The sequence below is a fragment of the Streptomyces sp. SudanB182_2057 genome, from assembly GCF_964272715.1.
GTDB classification, from domain to species: domain Bacteria; phylum Actinomycetota; class Actinomycetes; order Streptomycetales; family Streptomycetaceae; genus Streptomyces; species Streptomyces rubradiris.
This window is the reverse complement of sequence record NZ_OZ186798.1, coordinates 8144249-8162570: the sequence shown is the minus strand read 5'-3', so window position 1 is coordinate 8162570 and position 18322 is coordinate 8144249. Positions and strand designations below refer to the sequence as shown.

Sequence of the window (18322 nt, the reverse complement as noted above, 5' to 3'; positions counted from 1 at the left end):
CTCCCCGTCCCTGTCGTCGAACGACTCACGCGCGCCCCGGTGTTCACCGGCGACCCCGCGCACCGGCGCCCTCTTGCCCGCCGGCACCGCCGCCCGCTCATCGGCGGCGCGGGTGGTCACTCGCGCTCCCGGGCCAGGTAGTCGGCCAGGCTGAGGGTCGTGCCGGGCCGTTCGGCGGGGCGGGTGCCCGGCCGGGAGCCGGTGCGGGCGGCTGGCTGGGCGGCCGTCACCTCGAGCCGGCCGATCTGCACGCGTACCACCTGCTCGGGTGCCCGGCCGGTGCGGCGTCCGGCGGACTGCCGTACCGCCGTCCGGGCCGCCGTCGCGTCCGCCGCGCTGGGGCGGGCCGCCGTGGGCACGACGGTGGGGGGAGCACCGCCCGCCGCCAGGGGGGTGGGGGTGGCCGCCGTGGTCCGGTCCGCGCCCGGCTCGGGGTCCGGCCGGCCGGTGCCGCGCGCGGTGGTGCGGGGTGCCGGGTGCGGTCCGGCCGTCAGGGGGCCGGCGGGGCGCAGCAGCCGTGCCTCGGGTGTGGCGGCCGGGGCCGCCCGGCCCGACTCCGTCGCGGTGAGGGCCGGTTCGGTGCGGACGACGGTCCGGCGGTGTTCGGTGTGGTGGTGGATCTCGGTGGCGGGCCGGGGGCCGTCCGGCTCGGGCGCCGCCGGGAAAGCGGTGGTCGGCCACGGGGTGTCCGCGGAGTCCGGCTCCGGGGTGCGGGGCCGGACGGCCTCGACGCGTTCGAACGGGCCGGGCAGCCGCGGCCGTACCCGGACCGTGTCCGGTGCGGTGGCGGTGGCGGTGTGCCGGGCGATCAGCCGGTCGAGGAAGTCGGGTGCCCGGGAGGGGTCGGTCACGGAGGAGTCAGACATCCGCACACAGCTCCAGGTAGTAACGGCGGCGCAGCGGGCTCAGGGCCAGGATCTCCGGCTCGCTCCAGCCGTAGGCGGTGGCCAGCAGGTGGACGTCGAGGAGCATGTCCCTGGCCCAGGCGTCGAGTTCGGTCCACAGGTAGGAGGCGATGTCGAGTTCGGCCCGGGTGGTGGTGCCGCACTCGGGGCAGCCGACGTTGAGCGTGATGTCGGCGCCGGGGTCGGCGGCCTCGACGGCCTCGGCGATCCGCCGTTGTACGGGAGGCGGGAGGGAGTCGGCGGTGCGGGGCGTCCCGTCGTGGGCCGCCGTGACCAGGCAGCGGGTGAGCAGCGCGGTGCGCGGGTCGGTGGCGCGGGCGGCGGCCGTGAGGTCGGCGGCGGCGGGCAGCCGGAAGGCGATGTCCCAGCCGTCCTCCGTCAGCCGTACGACCTGCCGCGCGGGCCGGTCGAGGGACCGGGCGAACTCCCCGGCGTCCAGTTCGAATTCCATGTCGGCGCCGCACGCGTGGCACTCCAGCCGCACCTGCATCCGTTCCCCGAACAGGGCGCGGCGCAGGGTGAGCAGGTCGCCCTCGCGCTCGCCGAGCGGTACGGCGGGCAGTGCGGTGGTGTCGAGGTCCGGGCGTGCCGTGCCGTGCAGCAGCAGGGCGCGCCCGGCGGGTGCCTCGGTGAGGCCCGCCTCCCAGGTGGCCAGCAGCGCGGCCGCCCCGGTGTCCGCCATCCGTTCCCCCCGCATCCTGTCGTCTCACCGCGCCTTGCGTCAGGCCGGGTTGAGGAAGGAGGGTTCCTCGGGTTCGGGCACCTCGTAGTCCCGTTCCCAGCCCTCGCACTCGAGTTTCAGCGACTGGATGGCCACCGCGTTGGCGTTGGCGTCGAGTTCGCCGAGGACCTGGTACTCGCTGGGCCAGGTCCGGTACAGCTTGTGCGAGACGGCGACCTGTCCGGCCTCGTTGAGGACCTGGATGACGATGTCCTTGCGGAAGTCGGCGAGGGAGACCTCCGAGCCGAGGCCCGCGCCGACCTGCCAGACCTTGTTGGCCCAGCGGTCGAACTCGGGGTCGTGGGTGACGCCGCGCTCCAGGGTGATGCCGTCGAACTCGGAACGCCCCGGCGACTTGCGCGGGGAGCTGGGGTCGCCGCCGTGGCGGTGCTTGACGACCTCGGTGGTGCGCTTGAGCGGGCTGATCTTGCTGATGCCGGCGACCGTACGACCGTCCCACAGGACCAGGAACTTGAAGTTCTTGTAGGGGTCGAAACGATGGGCGTTGACGGTGAACTCTGCCATCGGATTCCTTCGGCTCTTCCGGAATTCCCGCGGGACTACAGCTCGAACTGGCCGGACGTCTGCTGGATCTTCACGATCACGAACTCGGCGGGGCGGACCGGTGCGATGCCGACCAGGACGTTCACGACGCCGTTCGCGATGTCCTCGTCGGTGGTGGTGTCGCTGTCGCACTTGACGAAGTAGGCCTCGCGCGGGGTGCCGCCCTTGAACGCGCCCTGCCGGAAGAGGGTGTGCAGGTACGAGGAGGCGGCGAGCCGGACCTGCTGCCAGAGGTTCTCGTCGTTGGGCTCGAACACCACCCATTGCAGGCCGCGTCGGAGGCTCTCCTCGACGTGCAGGGCGAGCCGTCGCACGGGCACGTACTTCCACTCGCTGTCCAGCGCGTCGGTGCCCTCCAGGGTGCGGGCACCCCAGACGGTGGGGCCGGTCAGCGGGAACGTGCGCAGGCAGTTGACGCCGAGCGGGTTGAGCAGACCGGTCTCCCGGTCGGTGAGGCCGACGGTGAGGGAGTGCACTCCCGCCAGCCGTGCCTCGGTGCCGGCCGGGGCCTTCCACACGCCGCGCTCGGCGTCGGTGCGCGCGATGACGCCGGCGACCGCGCCGGAGGGCGGGAAGGCGCGCAGCCGTCCGGTGAGCGGGTCGGTGAGCCTCAGGTGCGGGAAGTACAGGGCGGCGTGGTTGCCGCGGACCGCGTCGAAGGCGGCGACGCCGGCGCGTGCGGTGTCGGCGCTGACCCAGGTGGAGGGGGCGTCGACCAGCAGGAAGATCCGCCGCTCGGCGCACAGCCGCTGGGCTGCCGAGACGACGGTGAGGATGTCCTCGGTCTTCTCGTACGCGGCGAGTTCGGGCAGCACGAGGAGGTTGACGTCGGCCACCTGGCGCAGTGCCTGGATGCCGGTCTTGGCGGCCTCGGAGCCGATCAGGTCGCCCGGGCCGGGTGCCTTGCCGTCCTCACCGCCGGTCAGCGGGAAGACGGGCGGGTTGACGGATGCCTCCAGGCCGAGGTCGTTGGCGCATTCGCCGAGGAAGCGGACGACGTCCTCGGGGTCGGTGGAGCCGGCGACGACCTGGAGGCGGCGGCCGAAGACGGTGACCTCGGTGCCGGCGAAGGCGTGCTTGCCGGGGGCGTCGGGCAGGGCGCGCAGCTTGCGTTCGAGCAGCAGCGCCAGCTCGGCGACGGAGCACGGCGCTTCGCCGTCGCAGTCGGGGTCGTAGAGGGTGAACTCGCGCTGCGCGTCGCCGATCTTGACGGTGAGGTCGACGGCGAGGTCGGGCAGCCGGTGGCCGAACGGTTTGGAGACGGTGCCGGAGGGGTCGGGGCGGCCCTCGCCGACCGCGTGGACGCGGATCAGCCGGGAGCCGGCGTTGACGACGGTGGGGGCGTGGCGGGCGCTGGCCGGGTCCATGGACAGGCCGGTGAAGCTCTCGCGGGCCTGGCCCCGGGCGTCGTGGACGCGCAGGTTGAAGGTGTGGTCGGGGTGGGGGGTGTCGTGGTCGACGGCCAGGCGCAGGCCGTTGCCCCATCCGCCGGGCTCCTTGGCGTGCACCTCCAGGACGTCGCTGTCGCTGTGTCCTTCGGTGGACTTCAGGGTGACGCGGGCGGCCTTTCCGCTGCGGGCCTTGGCGACACGGACGACGACGGCGACGGTGCCGCCGTTGCCGAAGAACTGGTGGACCGCGTAGCCGACCGCGCCGCGTGCGCTGAGCCCGCCGAAGCGGCGCTCGAACTCCGCGAAGCTGGTGACGCGCACCGGCTCGTCGAGCGGACCGCGCCGGGTGTGGCCGACGAACGCGGTCACCGACGTGGTCAGGGTCGAGATGGTGCGGGTGCTGCTGGGAAGCTCTTCGACGTAGACGCCGGGATAGGTCGGCTTGGCGGCGCTCACCGAGTTCATCGGCTTTCCCCCTCCTGCCCCTGTCTCGGGCACCGGGCAATGGCACCAAGAGGCAGGCGGGCAAAGAGACAGGTTCCGTTCCGGCGCTGCTGACGACCTCACGTAACCAGACGGTCAACGCTGGGCGTGCACACGCATCGATTTCCCCCGCCAGTTCCCCGTCGGCGGTCGGCCGGCCGGGGCAAGCAACGCTTGTGGCTCCTGATGCTCGTAGACGAACCAACCTTGAGGCATGGGCAGTTCGGGCATCAAGGCGCGTTCCGGCCACCCCGAAGGAAAGTTTCGTGAACGTAAACGCCTGGCATTCGCGCATTACGCCCGCATGTCATCGACAGCAGGCCCGAAGGATCTTCACAGACAACGCCCGGGGAATATGAAGATCATATTCCGCCGTGCTTCGAACCGCGTGCGGAAAGATCCTTTGTTCCGCCACCCGTGCGATCCATGATGGCGGGTTCCGATGTTTACAGCGCCCTATTCGAAAGGTTGTCGGGGCGCAGGAGTACGAGGCGGGAATGTCCCGGTGGTGGAGGCCCCGACCGGTCCCGGAGGCGAGGGGGCCCGCCGGCCCGGGCCCGGTGCACCGGTGTCCGGCGGGTCCCGCGACCGGCGGGCGCGGCCGTGCCGCCTGCGCCCGCCGCGGCGCCCCACGGATCACCGGCGCACCGGGCCGCGTGACGGAGGAGGTCACCGCCCGCCGGGCTGATAGAGGCGGGTCGTGGTCTCCTTCTCGTAGGACATTCCCGGGGGCATCCTGATGAGTTCGAGCTGCATTCCCCAGGGAGACAGGAAGTAGACCCAGCTGTCACCTCTGGTCGACCCGGGTTCCAGGGGCTGCGGCTCGCCCAGTATCCGCACACCGGGCTGAGCCCGCAGATATGCCACCGCCTCGTCCATGTCCTCGACGTGGAAAGCCAGATGATGGCCGCCCCAGTCGCTGTTGCGCGGCATCTCCCTTCGCTGGTCGGGAGCGGAGTACTGGAACAGCTCGCAGTTGGTCACCGGGCCGAGCCTGAGCATGGCCAGGTCCATCACCGCCTTCGGGTCGACGCCGAGGTATCTCTCCATCCAGTCGCTGTCCGTGAATTCCACCGGCCCGAGCCGGTAGGCGAGTTCCGCGCCGAGCACGTCGACGAAGAACGTGACGGCCTGGTCCAGGTCTGGAACGGTGTAGGCGACGTGGTGCACGCCTGACGAGCCGGGAATTCCTCGGGTGTTGCCGTACACGGTTTCCTCCGTTGTGCCGTCCGGCCGGCGGGTGGCTGCCGAAGAGGGCGCGGGTGGGTGGGGTCAGGCGAGGGCGGAGAGCTCGGCGGGCAGCCGGTACCGGTCGCCCCACAGGCGGGTCGCGGAGGGGGCCGGTACGTCGATGTGCTCGTCCGCGGTCGCGGCCGTGGCGAAGCGGAGGCTGACGTCGAGGATGTGCAGGGAGAACTCCGCGCCGAGCAGCGGCTGGTCGCCCGTCAGCACCGCCCGGGCGAGGTCGGCGATGCCCGCGCCGACCGTCAGGTCGTGCGCCTCGTCGTCGTATCCGTGCTCCAGCGGGGGCAGGACGAAGGGGAGTCGCTCGGGCTCGGCCAGGTAACCGGTGTCCCTGCCGGTCGTCCGTACCCGGCGGCGCAGCGTGACCGGGCTCGACGCCTGCCACACGTCATCGACGGACAGGACGCCCTGATCGCCCACGACGAGCAGGGACTTGTCGGCGGGCGCCGCCCAGCCGATCGTGAGGCGGCAGACGGTCCCGTCGGCGAAGCGCAGCGCGCCGAACGAGGTCTCGGGCGCCACGTCGGCTACGACGCCCTCCCACTGGTCCGCGAAGGGGGTGACGGTCTGGCCGGACATGCGCACCACGGGACCGAACATGGCCGTCAGCCAGGTGAGGAGGTAGCCGGCGTGTTCCAGCACGCAGCCGTTGGCCACCTCCTCACGGTACGGCCAGGGGACCCCGCGCTTGCTGCGCCAGTCGCGGTAGGCCATGAACGCGAGCGGCCCCATGTCGAGCGAGGCGTAGGCGAGGCGCGGTGTGCCCACCGCTCCGTCGTGGACGGCACGGATGAGGGTCTGCGCGGACCGGCTGAACACCGTGGCCGGCGCGCCGCACATCAGGAGCCCGCGCTCCGCGGCGAGCGCGGCGAGTTCCCTCGCCTCCGCCATGTTCGTGGTCATGGGCTTCTCGCAGTACACGTGCTTTCCGGCCGACAGGGCGGCCCGGTTCACCGTGTAGTGCAAAGCGGTCGGGGTGAGGTTGACGACGATCTGCACCTCGGGGTCGGCGAGCACCTCTTCCATGCTTCCGAATAACCGCCCGCCGTACTCCGCGACGAAACTTTTCGCCCGGCCCCCTTCGGGGTCGTAAGCGCCTATGAGGTTGATTTCAGGGTAGTTGGGCAGCGTGGGGCCGTAGAAGTCGGCGGCATAACCGCAGCCGAGGAAGGCGACACCGACGCGCTTGCCCCCGCCCGTGGAAGTGGGCATTGCTCCTCCGTGTTCCTTGGAATGACGTGCCGAGAGTCTCCGTAGAGGACATGCGAGAGACAGCCAACACGTCCTCCGTTCGTCGATTCAAGGATCGAAATAGTTTCGGCTGATTCCGCGCTCCTGGCCAAAATGAAGCAACACGCCGCCGTTTACGGGGTGTTTACAGAAATCCGCTTGCACGAGCCATCGGATCATGCATTCATTGACGCCGCCCGGCCTTGTCCCCGGGCTTCCTCCCCGGCCGCACGGAGCGCCGGACACCACCAGAAGGAAAGGCAGTTACAGTGCCCCTCACCGGAACGGGAACGCCCATACGCACCTCGACCGCCGTGGTCGTGGTGGTCGCGCTGGCGCTGGCGCTGTTCTCCCTGAGCACCGTGGAGACACTGCCGGTCGGTCTGCTTCCGCTGATCGCCGACGATCTGGGCGTGTCCGAGGCGTCGGCGGGCCGCCTGGTCACCGGATACGGGATGGTGGTGGCCGTCGCCTCGGTGCCGTTGACCCGCCTGGTCCGCCGGGTGCCGCGCCGAACGCTGCTCTGCGCGCTGCTGGCCCTGTTCGTCATGGCGAATCTCGTCTCCGCCGCGGCCCCGGGCTACTGGGTGCTGCTCGCCGCCCGCGTCACGGTGGCGCTCACCCACTCGGTGTTCTGGTCCGTGATCGCGTCGACCGCCACCACCCTCTTCGCTCCCGAGGTCCGGGGCCGGGTGGTCGCCGGGCTGTTCTCCGGTCTGTCCCTGGCCGCCGTGGTGGGTGTCCCGGCCGGAACGTGGCTGGGGCAGCAGGCCGGTTGGCGGATCCCGTTCGTGGTGATGAGCGGCTTCGGATTCCTCGCCCTTGTCGCGGTCGCCGTCCTCTTGCCGTCCGGGGCCGGCGAGGAGGGCAGCGGAGCGGCCGGCGCCGAGCCCAGCCGGCGCCGGTTCCTGGTCCTGATGGCGGCGACGGCCCTGGTCATCTGCGGTGTCTTCACCGGCTACACGTACATCACCGTGTTCCTCACCGACGTGACCGGCCTCCCCCAGTCAGCCGTGGCGCCCCTGCTCCTGGGCTCGGGCATCGCCGGGATCGCGGGCACCGCCCTGGCGGGTGCGCGGGTGGACCGCCGTCCTCGCGGCACCATGGTGCTGGCCGTGGCCCTGCTGACGGCGACGATGTTCGGGCTGCGCCTGCTGGGCGACCGGTCCGTCGCCGCCGTCTGCCTGGTGGCGCTGCTCGGGTTCGCCATGTCCGCCATGACGACCGCGCTGCAGAGCAGAATTCTTCACGTGGCGCCCGGAAGCACCGAGATCGCCTCGGCCGTCGGCTCCTCGGTGTTCAACGTGGGCATCGCCGGCGGCTCCCTCGTCGGCGGCCTGCTGCTGCCCACCGGTCTCGGGGTGCGGGGCGCGCTGCTCGTCGGCGGGGTGCTCGCGACCGGCGGCCTGGCCGTGCTGCTGTCCGAGTCATGGGTGGTGCGCCAGGGGGAACGACGGGCCGCCGTCCGGGGCGGAGTGCCGGACCTGTCGGCGTAGCCGCAGGCGAGTCCCTGGCACGCTCGCGCAGGAGGGCGGCAGCCGCGTCGGCGTCACGAGGTCAGCATGACGTGCCGGGCCGAGTCGGTCGTGTCCACACACTCCTGGTACGGATTCGGGTCGCCCTGCTGCTCCTGGCAGCGCCACACGGTGTCGTCCGAGCGCACCACGGTGACCGCTCCGCCCTCCCGGAGCCCGGCCTTGGTGTAGGCATCCGCCACCCGCAGGGCGGCCGCGCAGTCCCCGGCGCTGCCGGCCGTCACCGCCAGCCCGGTGGCCGCGTCCGTTCCGCAGACCACGCGCGACACCTCCGGGCCGCCTTCCTCGGCGAAGGCCGCCGTCGGGGCCGACAGCCCCAGCACGCCCAGGCCCATCAGTGTCACTGCTCCCACTGTTCCCATTCGGCTCATCCGCGTTCCCATGATCTCGGTAGTCATCCGCACGACGCTGTCACCGGTCCCGGGAGGGCTGTGAACCCCCAGGACAAGGACCGGGCACCGACCACGATGAGCCGGTCCACCGGGCATCGCCACTCGAACGCTCATATGGCCTACAGCTGATGCCGGGGGACGGGACGCGGTCCGGGCCCCGGTCGGCGCGGTGCGCGGATACGCGTCGAGCTCAATCGAAAGTTTCGTTACCTTGATCGAATGTGGTGAGCAGGTCATGAACCAGAGCCGAGACCGGAGAGAGAGTCGCACTTCGGCGTTAGTGGTTGACGCCGCCCTTCGCTGCCCCTACCGTGGCGCGGCACGTTCCCGAAAGACCTCCGAATGTTTCGAGACGGGAGCCGAGGACATGATCCGGAGAAGGCCGAGACTACGAACCTTGCTGACAGCCGTGCTCGCGGCCCTGGCGCCGCTGCTGGCCATGCTGACCCTGTCCGCGCCCGCCGCCCACGCGGCCTCCCTGACGGAGGTCACCGGCTTCGGCGCCAACCCGAGCAACCTGCGCATGCACGTCTACCGCCCGGACAGCGCGCCGGCCCGCCCCGCGGTCCTGGTGGCCGTGCACTACTGCACCGGTTCCGGTCCGGCCTTCTACTCCGGCACCGAGTTCGCCTCACTGGCCGACCGGTACGGCTTCCTCGTGATCTACCCTTCGGCGACCCGCAGCGGCGGCTGCTTCGACGTCTCGTCGCCACAAGCGCTCAAGCGCGGCGGCGGCAGCGACCCGGTCGGGATCGTGTCGATGGTGACCTACGCCCAGCAGCGCTACGGCGCCGACCCCAACCGCGTCTACGTCACCGGGGCCTCGTCGGGCGCGATGATGACCAACGTCCTGCTCGGCGACTACCCCGACGTCTTCAAGGCCGGTGCCGCCTTCTCGGGCGTGCCCTTCGGCTGCTTCGCCACGACCGACGGCTCCGGCTGGAACAGCGCCTGTGCCAACGGAACCGTCACCAAGACCCCCCAGCAGTGGGGCGACCTGGTCCGCGGCGCCTACCCGGGCTACAGCGGGACCCGGCCCCGGATGCAGCTGTGGCACGGCACCGAGGACACCACGCTGCGCTATCCGAACTTCGGCGAAGAGATCAAGCAGTGGACCAATGTCCTGGGCGTGAGCCAGACGCCCGCGTCCACCGACCACCCGCAGTCCAACTGGACCCGCACCCGCTACGGCGGCACCGGCACCCAGGCCCCCGTCGAGGCCATCAGCGTCCAGGGCGTCGGACACACCCTGCCGGCCGCGGGCATGGCCGCGCGCGTCATCTCCTTCTTCGGACTGGACTCCGGCACCACCCAGCCGCCGACCGAGCCGCCCACGCCGCCGGCCGGCGCGTGCGCGGTGACGTACTCGACCAGCACGTGGAACTCCGGACTGACGGCCGCGGTCACCGTGACCAACACCGGCACCGAGCCGGTCGACGGTTGGACGCTGACGTTCACGCTGCCGGCCGGACAGGCCATCACCTCCGGCTGGAACGCCCAGTTCTCGCCGTCCACCGGCACCGTGACCGCGCGGAACGCCGTCTACAACGCCTCCCTGGCCCCGGGCGCCTCGACCACCCTCGGTTTCCAGGCCACGCACACCGGCGACACCTCCGCCCCGGCGTCCTTCAGCCTCAACGGCGCGACTTGCGCCACGAGTTGAGCCGACGTCGCGGTCGGTACGGGGGATGACGCACCTGGTCGTCATCCCCGCGTGTCCGGACCGTTCCCCGCCACGGGGGCGGTCCGGACAGCGCGGGCCGGCCCCACGGGCACGACCGGCTTCGTTGCCCGGCCGAACAGCGCGGCGCCTGCACCAGGCGCGTACCAAGCGGGTTCCCCGCCTCAGTCGCCCGCGCCGCGCAGCACCGCGTCGAACCCGGCCGGTACCGGCTCCGACGCGGCGTGGCAGACCTCGGTCCCGGCGACGTCGTACTGCGGGGGAACGGTCATGAGGGTGTCCAGCGCCGCGCGAGCGGCCTGAAGGTCGACCACTATCCGGGCACCCTGAGCACGCTGGAGATGAACCTGAACGCGCTGGACCACATCACCCGCACCAGCGAGGAGCAGGGCGTCCACTCCGGTCACCCGCGGCTGATGAAGGAGATCGCCGCGCGCGCCGTCGCCGAGGGCCACGGCGGGGAGAACTATCTGGCCGTCTACGAGTTGTTCAAGAAGGCGGCGCCGTCGCGGGAGGGGGCCTCCGACCCGCGCCCGTGATGCTCGTGCCGCCGTCGCGGCGGGCGGCCTCCGACCTGCGCGGAGGCCGCCGGGCGTAGCGCGCTCGTCCCGCGGTCACCGCCGTGTCCACCGGTCGGCCGCCCGTCACACCATCAGGCCACCTCCACGCAACAGCCCCCCGGCGGCTCCGCGATCACTCGTAGAGTCGGCCCAGCGAACGGGAAGGAGACACGGTGTTCCACGACTTGAGCGAACTGGCGCGCGTCGCCCGGGTGTTGGAGGAGGCGCACGCCCTGCTGGAGGGCGAGCACAAGCGTCTGGAGCGGCAGTACGGACCGACACCGTACGACGCCGTCGCGGGAAGCCCTGCGCAGACGCTCCGCGGCATCTCGGACCTTTCCGGGGCCATGGCCACGGCGCTGAAACAGTTCGCCCTGGCCGTCGGCTACTCCGTCCTCGGCCTGGACGAGCGAGCCGACCGCATGCTCCGGGTGGCGCGGATGAAGCCGGTGTCCTTCCCGTCCGGCGCGGACCGCATGGCGCGTCCGCTCGGCGCGGACACCGTACGGGCGATGGAGCTGGTCCGAGACCTCGGCTTCTTCCCCGAGGAGACCGCGATCGCGACCGACGTGGCCCTCGCCGCCCCGCAGGCGACATATCCGCCGGCCGACTGGAACGCGTACGAACGCGAGCGGCGCGACCGGTCCGAACGGCAGTGACCCTCCGCCCCGGCCGACGGCCGTGCTCTCTCCCGTACGTCGGAGCGGATCAGCGCGGCGCCAACGGGTCGGCCCGGCCGAGCAGTTCCGCGAGCGGGACGCCGGTCCGTGCGGCGACGAGGCGGCGGGCGCGCACCTGGGCACGGGTACGGGGGCGGAACTTCGGATCCCGTCCGCAACCGCACGGCTCGAAGCCCTCGTAGCGCAGTCCGGCGCCCAGGACCGCCGCGACGACCGACCATGCCTTCCGATCGTTGCGGCGGGGGGTCGCGAAGTCATGGCCGGCACACAGCAGCGGCGCGGCGCAGCGCGGACAGGTGTGTCCGCCGTCGCGGGGGTGCCGTTTGAAACCGATCCGGCACGACACGCACGCGTAGTGCAGCTTGTAGTGGACGAAGGCGTAGGTGCACATGGGCACACCGTAGTGGCCGCTTCGTCCAAAGGTGCCGGACACAGCGGCACGCGTGCCTCGGTCAGCCGGCCGTCTCGCGCTGCCGCCTGATGGGTTCCCCCACCCGGTGCAGGTGTGTCAGGGCCTCGCGGTAGGAGCGGATCAGGCCGGTCTCGTGGTACGGCACGCCGATCTCCGCGCAGTACGCGCGCACGATGACCTGGGCGCGGCGCAGATGCGGCGTGGGCATGCTCGGGAAGAGGTGGTGCTCGATCTGGTAGTTGAGCCCGCCGAGCAGCACATCGGTGAGCCGGCCGCCGCGCACGTTGCGGGAGGTGAGCACCTGGCGGCGCAGGAAGTCGGGCCGGTCGTCGCCGCTGAGCGTGGGCATGCCCTTGTGGTTCGGGGCGAAGGTGCAGCCGAGGTAGACACCGAAGAGGCACTGGTGCACGAGGAGGAACGCGACCGCCTTGCCGGGCGGGAGCACCAGGAACAGCGCCGAGAGGTAGGCGGCGAAGTGCACAAGGAGCAGTACCGCCTCCAGCGTGCGGTGCTTCATGGACGGCGAGCGCAGCGCCCGCACGCCGGCGACGTGCAGGTTGAAGCCCTCCAGCGTCAGCAGCGGGAAGAACAGCCATGCCTGGTGGCCGCCGATGAGACGGGCCAGGCCCCGGCTGTCGCGTGCCTGGGCGGTGGACCACACCAGGATGTCCGGGGCGACGTCCGGGTCCAGTTCCTCATGGTTGGGGTTGGCGTGGTGGCGGGTGTGCTTGTTCATCCACCAGCCGTAGCTCATGCCGATCCCCAGGTTGCCGAAGAGCCGGCCCCAGATCCGGCTCGCCCGGCCGCGCCGGAACACCTGACGGTGTGCCAAGTCGTGCGCCACCAGCGCCGTCTGGCCGCTCATCAGCGCGAGGAAAGCGGCCACCGCGAGCTGCCACCAGCTGTCGCCGAGCGCGAGGAAGGCGCCCCAGCCCGCCGCCGTCAGCGCGACGACCAGCCCGAGCCGTGCCGCGTAGTAGCCGGGACGGCGGCGCATCAGTCCGGCCTCGGTGATACGGCGGGACAGCCGGGAGAAGTCGCTCCCGGCTCCGGGGTCGGGGGAAGGCTCGGCGGGTACCGTGATCAGGGCCGTGGCCTGCGGGGAAATCGTCATGCCACCGAGTCTCGGCGTGCGCGTCCCCTCGGGACAGCCAGCCAGGTACCGGTTCGAGCCGGGGGATTTCCCCCGGGCCGCCGGGGTGGTGTCACCCCTGCGACCCTCCTGACCTGCGCGTCTTCGGGAGAGCGTGCCGATGCGGCCGGAACCGGTCGCGGCGGGCGGGACGGGGACGATCCGCCGGGCCGGGGCGGGCCCGGGCTTCTCCGGGTGGGGTTCCGCCCCGGGGTGAGGAGGTCGTCCGGTGGGGGTCAGGAACGCTGCTTGAGGTACTCCTCGACGCCGGGCGCCCGGTGCGCTTCCTCGACGCCGACCGTTCCGCCGACCCCCTTCATGTCCGGCTTGATCACGTAGGTCGACAGGCTGGCCGGCCGGGACGGGTCGGAGAAGTCCTGCGGGGTGCCGAGACCGGTGTCCGCCTCGGTCTGTGCACGGTGTGCCTTGATCACCTCCGCGCGGGTGAGACTGCCGGCCGCGCACGCCTTCTTCAGGTCCTCGCCCATGAGCCGGGCCGCGTTGTAGCCGGAGAGCACACCGGAGTCGACGGTGGAGTCCGGGTACTTCTCCTTGTAGGCGGCGACCATCGCCTTGACGCCGGGCAGGTCGGAGTTCACGCTCGGGGCGGCGCTGACGATGCTCAGCATCGCGACCAGGGCGGGCGCCGCCTGGGTCTTCAGCAGCTGCGGAGCGTAACCCGGCGCGCTGGTGACCACCGGGACCTTCAGCCCGCTCGCGGCGGCGACGCCTACGAGGGAGGCGGTCTGGGCGGGTCCGGCGCTGATCAGCACCGCCTTGACGCCGGCCTTGGCGAGCGCGGCGACCTGCGCGGACAGGTCGGTGTCGGTCGCCTGGATCTTCTGGCCGACGACCGTGATCCCGGCCTGCTCCGCCGCCCAGGTGGAGCCTTCCAGCGCGTTGTCGCCGTAGTCCCCTTCGAAATAGACGTGCCCGATCTTGTCGCCCTTCCCGATGCCTTTGGTGCGGGTGAGGTAGTCGACGGCGGCGAGTGCGTCGACGTCGTACGTGGTGCCGAGGACCTGCACCGCGTCCTTGCCGAGCAGGGACGCCGACCATGCCTGCGGGAAGGTGAGTATCCCGTCCCGCTCGATGTCGTCGAGGAGGGCGGAGACCACCGAGGAGCCGATGACCTGGGGCAGGGCGACGACGTCGGAGGCGATGTCGGCGTAGGCGGTGACGGCCTTCTGGACGTCGTAGCCGTGGTCCTTGACCACGATCTCGATCTTCCGACCGCAGATCCCGCCCTGGGCGTTGACCTGGTCGGCCCACAGCTGCTGCGCCTGCACGTTGCTCTTGCCGAGGGTGGCGTAGGGGCCCGTCAGGTCGGTGAGGGCACCGAGTCTGATGGTGTCGGCGGTGACCCCCGGTCCGGTGCGCACACCGCCGGTTCTCGTGTCGCCGCCGTCGCCGCTCTTCGCCTTGGAGCTGCAGCCGGTGGCCGCGACGAGCACGGCCAGGGACAGGGCGAGGACGGCCCGGGTGGTGCGGTTCCTGGTGTTCACGGGGTGTGCTCCTTGGCTCGTACGGCGGATGCGGCGGGGAGGGGGTCCGCGGCCGGGCGGCGTCGGATCCGGATCCGGGCGCGCAGCCGGTGCGGGAGTCCGCCGAGACCGTCGGGGGCGAAGATCAGGACGAGGACGATGGCGGCGCCATAGAGGTAGCGGGATGCCTCGGTGGGGCCGAGGGTGCCACCGGCCGCGCCGGGTGCGGTGACGAGCGGGAGCTGGTCGGCGTACCGGGTCATCAGCAGGGGCAGCGCGGTGACGAAGACCGCGCCGGCGGTGGCGCCGGCCACCGAGCCGAGGCCGCCGATGACGATCATCGCGAGATAGTCGACGGACAGGGCGAGCCCGAAGTAGTCCGGCACGACCCGGCGGAAGGCGAGTGCCAGCAGGGCGCCGGCCAGGCCCGCGTACATGGAGGACAGGACGAACGCCCCGGCCCGGTAGCGGGCCACCGGTACGCCCATGACGGCGGCGGCGGTCTCGCTGTCGCGCAGCGCCTTCAGGGCGCGGCCGGCCCGGGAGCGCAGCAGGCCGCGCGCGGTGAACCAGGTGAATGCGAACAGGGCCAGGCTCAGGTACCACAGGCGTTCCTCGGCGCCGAACGGGACGCCCAGGACGACGAGTTCGGGGCCGCTCCCGTCGAAGGTGAAGGAGCCGACCGAAAGCGGTGGTACGGAGAGGCCGTTGAAGCCTCCGGTGACCGGCTCGGCACTGACCAGGAGGTGGTGGCCGAGGAAGACCAGGGCGAGCGTGGCCACGCCCAGGTAGACGCCGCGCACCCGGCCGGCGACGGGGCTGAACAGTCCGCCGGCCAGCCCGGCCAGCAGGACCGCCGCGACCAGGGCGAGCGCGGTGGGCAGCCCGGGGCCCGGCTCGTCGCCGCCCAGCCAGGTGTAGCCGTAGGCGCCGATCGCGAGGAAGAAGGAGTGGCCGAGGGAGAGTTGGCCTGCGGTGCCGGTGAGCAGGCCCAGTCCTATCGCGCCGGTCGCGGCCGCCATCGCGAACAGGCCGATGCGCAACCAGAACACGTCGAGGTAGAACGGCGGCGCGCACAGCAGCAGGGCCACGACGAGGATCGCGAGGGCCCGGCGGGTGCGGCGCGGGGGGAGGTCAGACACGGGCGGCACCCTTCGCGCCGAGGAGGCCCTGCGGCCGGACGATCAGCACGACGACCATCACCGCGTACGGCGCCACGTCGCCGAACCCGTCGCCGAGCACGTGCAGTTCGGACTGGTAGCCGGCGGCGAACGCCTCGGTGAGCCCGATCAGCAGGCTGCCGGCGAGGGCGCCGGCGGGTGAGGCGAGACCGCCGAGGATCGCGGCGGGGAACGCGGCCAGCGCGAGCTGGCCGGTGGTGCGCTCCAGGCCGGGGGCGGGGAACGCGGCGAGGAACACGGCGGCCGTCGCGGCCAGGGCCCCCGCGAGGCACCAGGCGCCGGTGCGTACCCGGGAGAGCCGGATGCCCATCAGGGCGGCCGCCTCGGCGTCCTCGGCGGCGGCGCGCAGGGACAGCCCCCAGGCGGTGTATCGGAAGGCGGCGAAGACCGCGCCGATGACCAGGCAGGACACCACGATCGCGGCGAGCCGGCTGTCGGCGACGGTGACCGGGCCGATCCGGGTGACCGAGTCCGCCCAGGGGTCGCCGAGCGACAGCAGGTCGCCGCCGATCCGGCGGGACAGGTCGGTGAGCAGCAGCACGTCCACGCCGATGGTCACGATGGTCTGCGCGGGGGTCGTGTGCGTGCCGGCGTCGCCGCGCTGGAGCAGGAACCGGTCGACGGCTCCCGCGACCGACGCGGTGACCAGCACCGCCGCGGCGAGCGCGCCGGCGAAGCCGAGGTGGGGATGCCAGAGGGCGGTGAGGTAGCCGCCGAGGAGCAGCAGGGAGCCGTGGGCGAAGTTGAGCACGCCGGAGGCTTTGAAGATGACGACGAAGCCGAGCGCGACCAGGGCGTGGACGGCGCCCAGGGACAGGCCGTTGAGGAAGCTGGTGAGGAAGGCGTTCACGCGGTGTCCTCCCGGTCGCCCGCGGTGCCGAGGTAGGCGCGCAGCACCTCCGGGTGGGCACGGACCTCGTCGGGGGTGCCCTGGGCGATGAGGCGGCCGAAGTCGAGCACGGTGACCTCGTCGGCGAGGCGCATCACCAGGCCCATGTCGTGTTCGACCAGCAGCACGGACAGGCCGAGCCGGGCGCGGACCTCGGTGACGACCTCGGCGGTCCGGGCCCGCTCCCCCGCGTTCATGCCGGCCACCGGTTCGTCCAGGAGGAGTACTTTGGGCTCCAGGCAGAGCGCGCGGGCGAGTTCGACGCGCTTGCGGTCGCCGTACGGCAGCGACGCCACCGGCCGGTCGAAGTGGGGTCCGAGGCCGGTGAGTTCGGCGATCTCCCGTACCTTCTCCAGGTGCTCGCGCTGCTCGCGCACGGCGCGCGGCAGGCGCAGCGCCCCGGCGGCGAACCCCGCTCGGGTCAGCGCGTGGCGGCCGACCATCAGGTTGTCGGCGACGGTGCCCTCGGTGGTCACGATGTTCTGGAAGGTGCGGGCCACCCCGAGGGCCGCGATGCGGTGCGGGGCGAGCCGGGTGAGGTCGGTGCCGCCGAGGCGGACGGTGCCGGAGGAGGGTCGGTAGAGCCCGGACAGGACGTTGAAGAAGGTGGACTTCCCGGCGCCGTTGGGGCCGATGAGGGCGTGCACGGTGCCGGGGGCGACGGTGAGGGAGACCTCGTCCAGGGCGGTGAGGCCGGCGAAGCGGACGGTGACGTCGCGGACTTGGAGGGGCGGGACGCCCTGGGCGGCCGGGGCGCGGTGGGCGTGCGGTGGGGCGCCTTCGGCGGCCGGCGGGACCCGCGGGGTGGTCACGCGGCCCCCTGTCCGGGCGCGGCGGCTTCCTCGCCCAGGTAGAGGCGGCGGACCGCGTCGGTGCCGGCGAGTTCGGCGGCCGGGCCGGACAGTCGTACCTCGCCGACGTCGAGCACATGGGCGTGGTCGGCCAACGACAGGGCCATCCCGGCGTTCTGCTCGACCAGCAGCACGCCGGTGCCCTGGCTGTTGATCTCCCGGATGACCTCGGCGATCCGCTCGACCATCAACGGGGCCAGACCCAGGGAGGGTTCGTCGAGCAGGAGCAGGCGCGGGGCGGCCATCAGGGCACGGCCCATGGCGAGCATCTGCTGCTCGCCGCCGGAGAGCAGCCCGGCCGCCTGCCGACGGCGTTCGGCCAGCCGGGGGAAGAGCGCGAACACCCTTTCCGATGCCTGCCGTTGCCGGGCCGGGGAGCGCCGGGCGAGGCCCAGGCCGCCGCTGCGCAGGTTCTCGTCCACGGTGAGACTCGCGAACACCCGTCTTCCCTCGGGCACTTGCACGACACCGGCACGGACCGCGGCGACCGGGTCGCGTCCGTCCAGAACGGTGTCCCCGTAGGCGACGCGACCGGCGGTGATCGCTCCCCGGTGCAGGCGCAGCGTGCCGGACACCGCGCGCAGCAGGGTCGACTTGCCGGCTCCGTTGGCGCCGAGCAGGGCCACCACCTCGCCGGGTGGCACGGTCAGGGTGACGGAGCGCAGGGCGGAGACGGCACGTCCGTAGGTCACGTCGAGGTGCTCCACGGCCAGGGCCGGCCGGTCGTCCAAGGGTGGTGCGGGCATCGCGGCTCCTCGGGTCCGTGCCGGTGCGGCACGGGGGTCAGGGACTGGGGGCAAGGTCACTGCGGGCACAGGACACTGCGGGGTTGAGGCACTGGGGGGAAGGGACCCTGCGGGGTGAGGCACTGGGGGGATGGGACCCTGCGGGGATGGGGCGCTGCGGGGTGGGGCACTCACGACAGCACATCCCGCGCCCGGCGGTACAGGCGTCCCGGCCCGTTCGGTGCGCCCGCCCAGTGCGGG

The 18322-nt window shown here is 72.3% G+C and carries 19 protein-coding genes; 4 read left to right on the top strand and 15 right to left on the bottom strand.

All coding sequences use genetic code 11. The features are described from left to right. Window positions 1–116: 116 nt before the first annotated feature. The 6 genes from ACSURM_RS36245 to ACSURM_RS36220 all read right to left on the bottom strand — a co-directional run bounded on the left by ACSURM_RS36245 (window position 117) and on the right by ACSURM_RS36220 (window position 6521). Complete coding sequence (locus ACSURM_RS36245) at window positions 117–866, bottom strand: hypothetical protein (protein WP_436960251.1); 750 nt, start codon at window positions 864–866, stop codon at window positions 117–119. Beyond that, on the bottom strand, window positions 859–1587 hold the full coding sequence (locus tag ACSURM_RS36240; protein WP_436960249.1) for a hypothetical protein: 729 nt from the start codon (window positions 1585–1587) through the stop codon (window positions 859–861). The genes ACSURM_RS36245 and ACSURM_RS36240 overlap by 8 nt, the downstream gene beginning before the upstream one ends. Before the next feature lie 39 nt (window positions 1588–1626). Beyond that, window positions 1627–2151, bottom strand: coding sequence for a phage tail protein (locus tag ACSURM_RS36235; RefSeq protein ID WP_030776674.1), 525 nt, complete (start codon window positions 2149–2151; stop codon window positions 1627–1629). Window positions 2152–2186: 35 nt separating this feature from the next. Further along, complete coding sequence (locus ACSURM_RS36230) at window positions 2187–4046, bottom strand: phage tail sheath family protein (RefSeq protein ID WP_436960246.1); 1860 nt, start codon at window positions 4044–4046, stop codon at window positions 2187–2189. Between the two features lie 687 nt (window positions 4047–4733). Then, window positions 4734–5273, bottom strand: a complete 540-nt coding sequence (locus ACSURM_RS36225; RefSeq protein WP_436960244.1) for a VOC family protein — start codon at window positions 5271–5273, stop codon at window positions 4734–4736. Between the two features lie 63 nt (window positions 5274–5336). Next, window positions 5337–6521: a Gfo/Idh/MocA family protein gene (locus ACSURM_RS36220; RefSeq protein ID WP_436960242.1), complete on the bottom strand. Its 1185-nt coding sequence runs from the start codon at window positions 6519–6521 to the stop codon at window positions 5337–5339. Between the two features lie 287 nt (window positions 6522–6808). On the opposite strand from ACSURM_RS36220, the gene ACSURM_RS36215 reads away from it, so the two are divergent. Next, window positions 6809–8035 (top strand): MFS transporter, encoded by a 1227-nt coding sequence (locus tag ACSURM_RS36215; RefSeq protein ID WP_436960240.1) that lies wholly within the window; start codon window positions 6809–6811, stop codon window positions 8033–8035. A 53-nt stretch (window positions 8036–8088) separates the two neighbouring features. On the opposite strand, the gene ACSURM_RS36210 is transcribed toward ACSURM_RS36215, so the two are convergent. After that, window positions 8089–8409, bottom strand: a complete 321-nt coding sequence (locus ACSURM_RS36210; RefSeq protein ID WP_436961256.1) for a hypothetical protein — start codon at window positions 8407–8409, stop codon at window positions 8089–8091. 424 nt (window positions 8410–8833) lie between these two features. Between ACSURM_RS36210 and ACSURM_RS36205 the strand changes: the two genes are divergently transcribed. Continuing rightward, window positions 8834–10129 (top strand): extracellular catalytic domain type 1 short-chain-length polyhydroxyalkanoate depolymerase, encoded by a 1296-nt coding sequence (locus ACSURM_RS36205; RefSeq protein WP_436960238.1) that lies wholly within the window; start codon window positions 8834–8836, stop codon window positions 10127–10129. 182 nt (window positions 10130–10311) lie between these two features. On the opposite strand, the gene ACSURM_RS36200 is transcribed toward ACSURM_RS36205, so the two are convergent. Next, on the bottom strand, window positions 10312–10461 hold the full coding sequence (locus tag ACSURM_RS36200; protein WP_436960236.1) for a hypothetical protein: 150 nt from the start codon (window positions 10459–10461) through the stop codon (window positions 10312–10314). Window positions 10462–10488: 27 nt separating this feature from the next. Between ACSURM_RS36200 and ACSURM_RS36195 the strand changes: the two genes are divergently transcribed. Both ACSURM_RS36195 and ACSURM_RS36190 read left to right on the top strand, forming a co-directional pair. After that, complete coding sequence (locus ACSURM_RS36195) at window positions 10489–10686, top strand: hypothetical protein (RefSeq protein ID WP_436960234.1); 198 nt, start codon at window positions 10489–10491, stop codon at window positions 10684–10686. 194 nt (window positions 10687–10880) lie between these two features. Then, a complete protein-coding gene (locus ACSURM_RS36190) occupies window positions 10881–11366 on the top strand; it encodes a hypothetical protein (protein ID WP_436960232.1) in 486 nt (161 codons plus the stop codon). 49 nt (window positions 11367–11415) lie between these two features. Here ACSURM_RS36190 and ACSURM_RS36185 read toward each other — a convergent pair whose 3' ends face one another. The 7 genes from ACSURM_RS36185 to ACSURM_RS36155 form a co-directional block, all read right to left on the bottom strand. Then, entirely contained in the window at window positions 11416–11778 is a 363-nt protein-coding gene (locus ACSURM_RS36185) for a hypothetical protein (protein ID WP_436960230.1), read from the bottom strand. Window positions 11779–11839: 61 nt separating this feature from the next. Beyond that, window positions 11840–12913, bottom strand: a complete 1074-nt coding sequence (locus tag ACSURM_RS36180; RefSeq protein ID WP_436960228.1) for a fatty acid desaturase family protein — start codon at window positions 12911–12913, stop codon at window positions 11840–11842. Between the two features lie 254 nt (window positions 12914–13167). After that, window positions 13168–14436: an ABC transporter substrate-binding protein gene (locus ACSURM_RS36175; protein WP_436960226.1), complete on the bottom strand. Its 1269-nt coding sequence runs from the start codon at window positions 14434–14436 to the stop codon at window positions 13168–13170. Beyond that, window positions 14433–15557, bottom strand: coding sequence for a branched-chain amino acid ABC transporter permease (locus ACSURM_RS36170; protein ID WP_436960224.1), 1125 nt, complete (start codon window positions 15555–15557; stop codon window positions 14433–14435). The genes ACSURM_RS36175 and ACSURM_RS36170 overlap by 4 nt, the downstream gene beginning before the upstream one ends. Continuing rightward, complete coding sequence (locus ACSURM_RS36165; RefSeq protein WP_436960223.1) at window positions 15550–16446, bottom strand: branched-chain amino acid ABC transporter permease; 897 nt, start codon at window positions 16444–16446, stop codon at window positions 15550–15552. Before ACSURM_RS36165 ends, ACSURM_RS36170 begins: the two co-directional genes overlap by 8 nt. After that, entirely contained in the window at window positions 16443–17297 is an 855-nt protein-coding gene (locus tag ACSURM_RS36160) for an ABC transporter ATP-binding protein (protein ID WP_436960221.1), read from the bottom strand. Before ACSURM_RS36160 ends, ACSURM_RS36165 begins: the two co-directional genes overlap by 4 nt. Continuing rightward, window positions 17294–18082: an ABC transporter ATP-binding protein gene (locus tag ACSURM_RS36155; RefSeq protein ID WP_436960219.1), complete on the bottom strand. Its 789-nt coding sequence runs from the start codon at window positions 18080–18082 to the stop codon at window positions 17294–17296. The genes ACSURM_RS36160 and ACSURM_RS36155 overlap by 4 nt, the downstream gene beginning before the upstream one ends. Window positions 18083–18322: the final 240 nt, after the last annotated feature.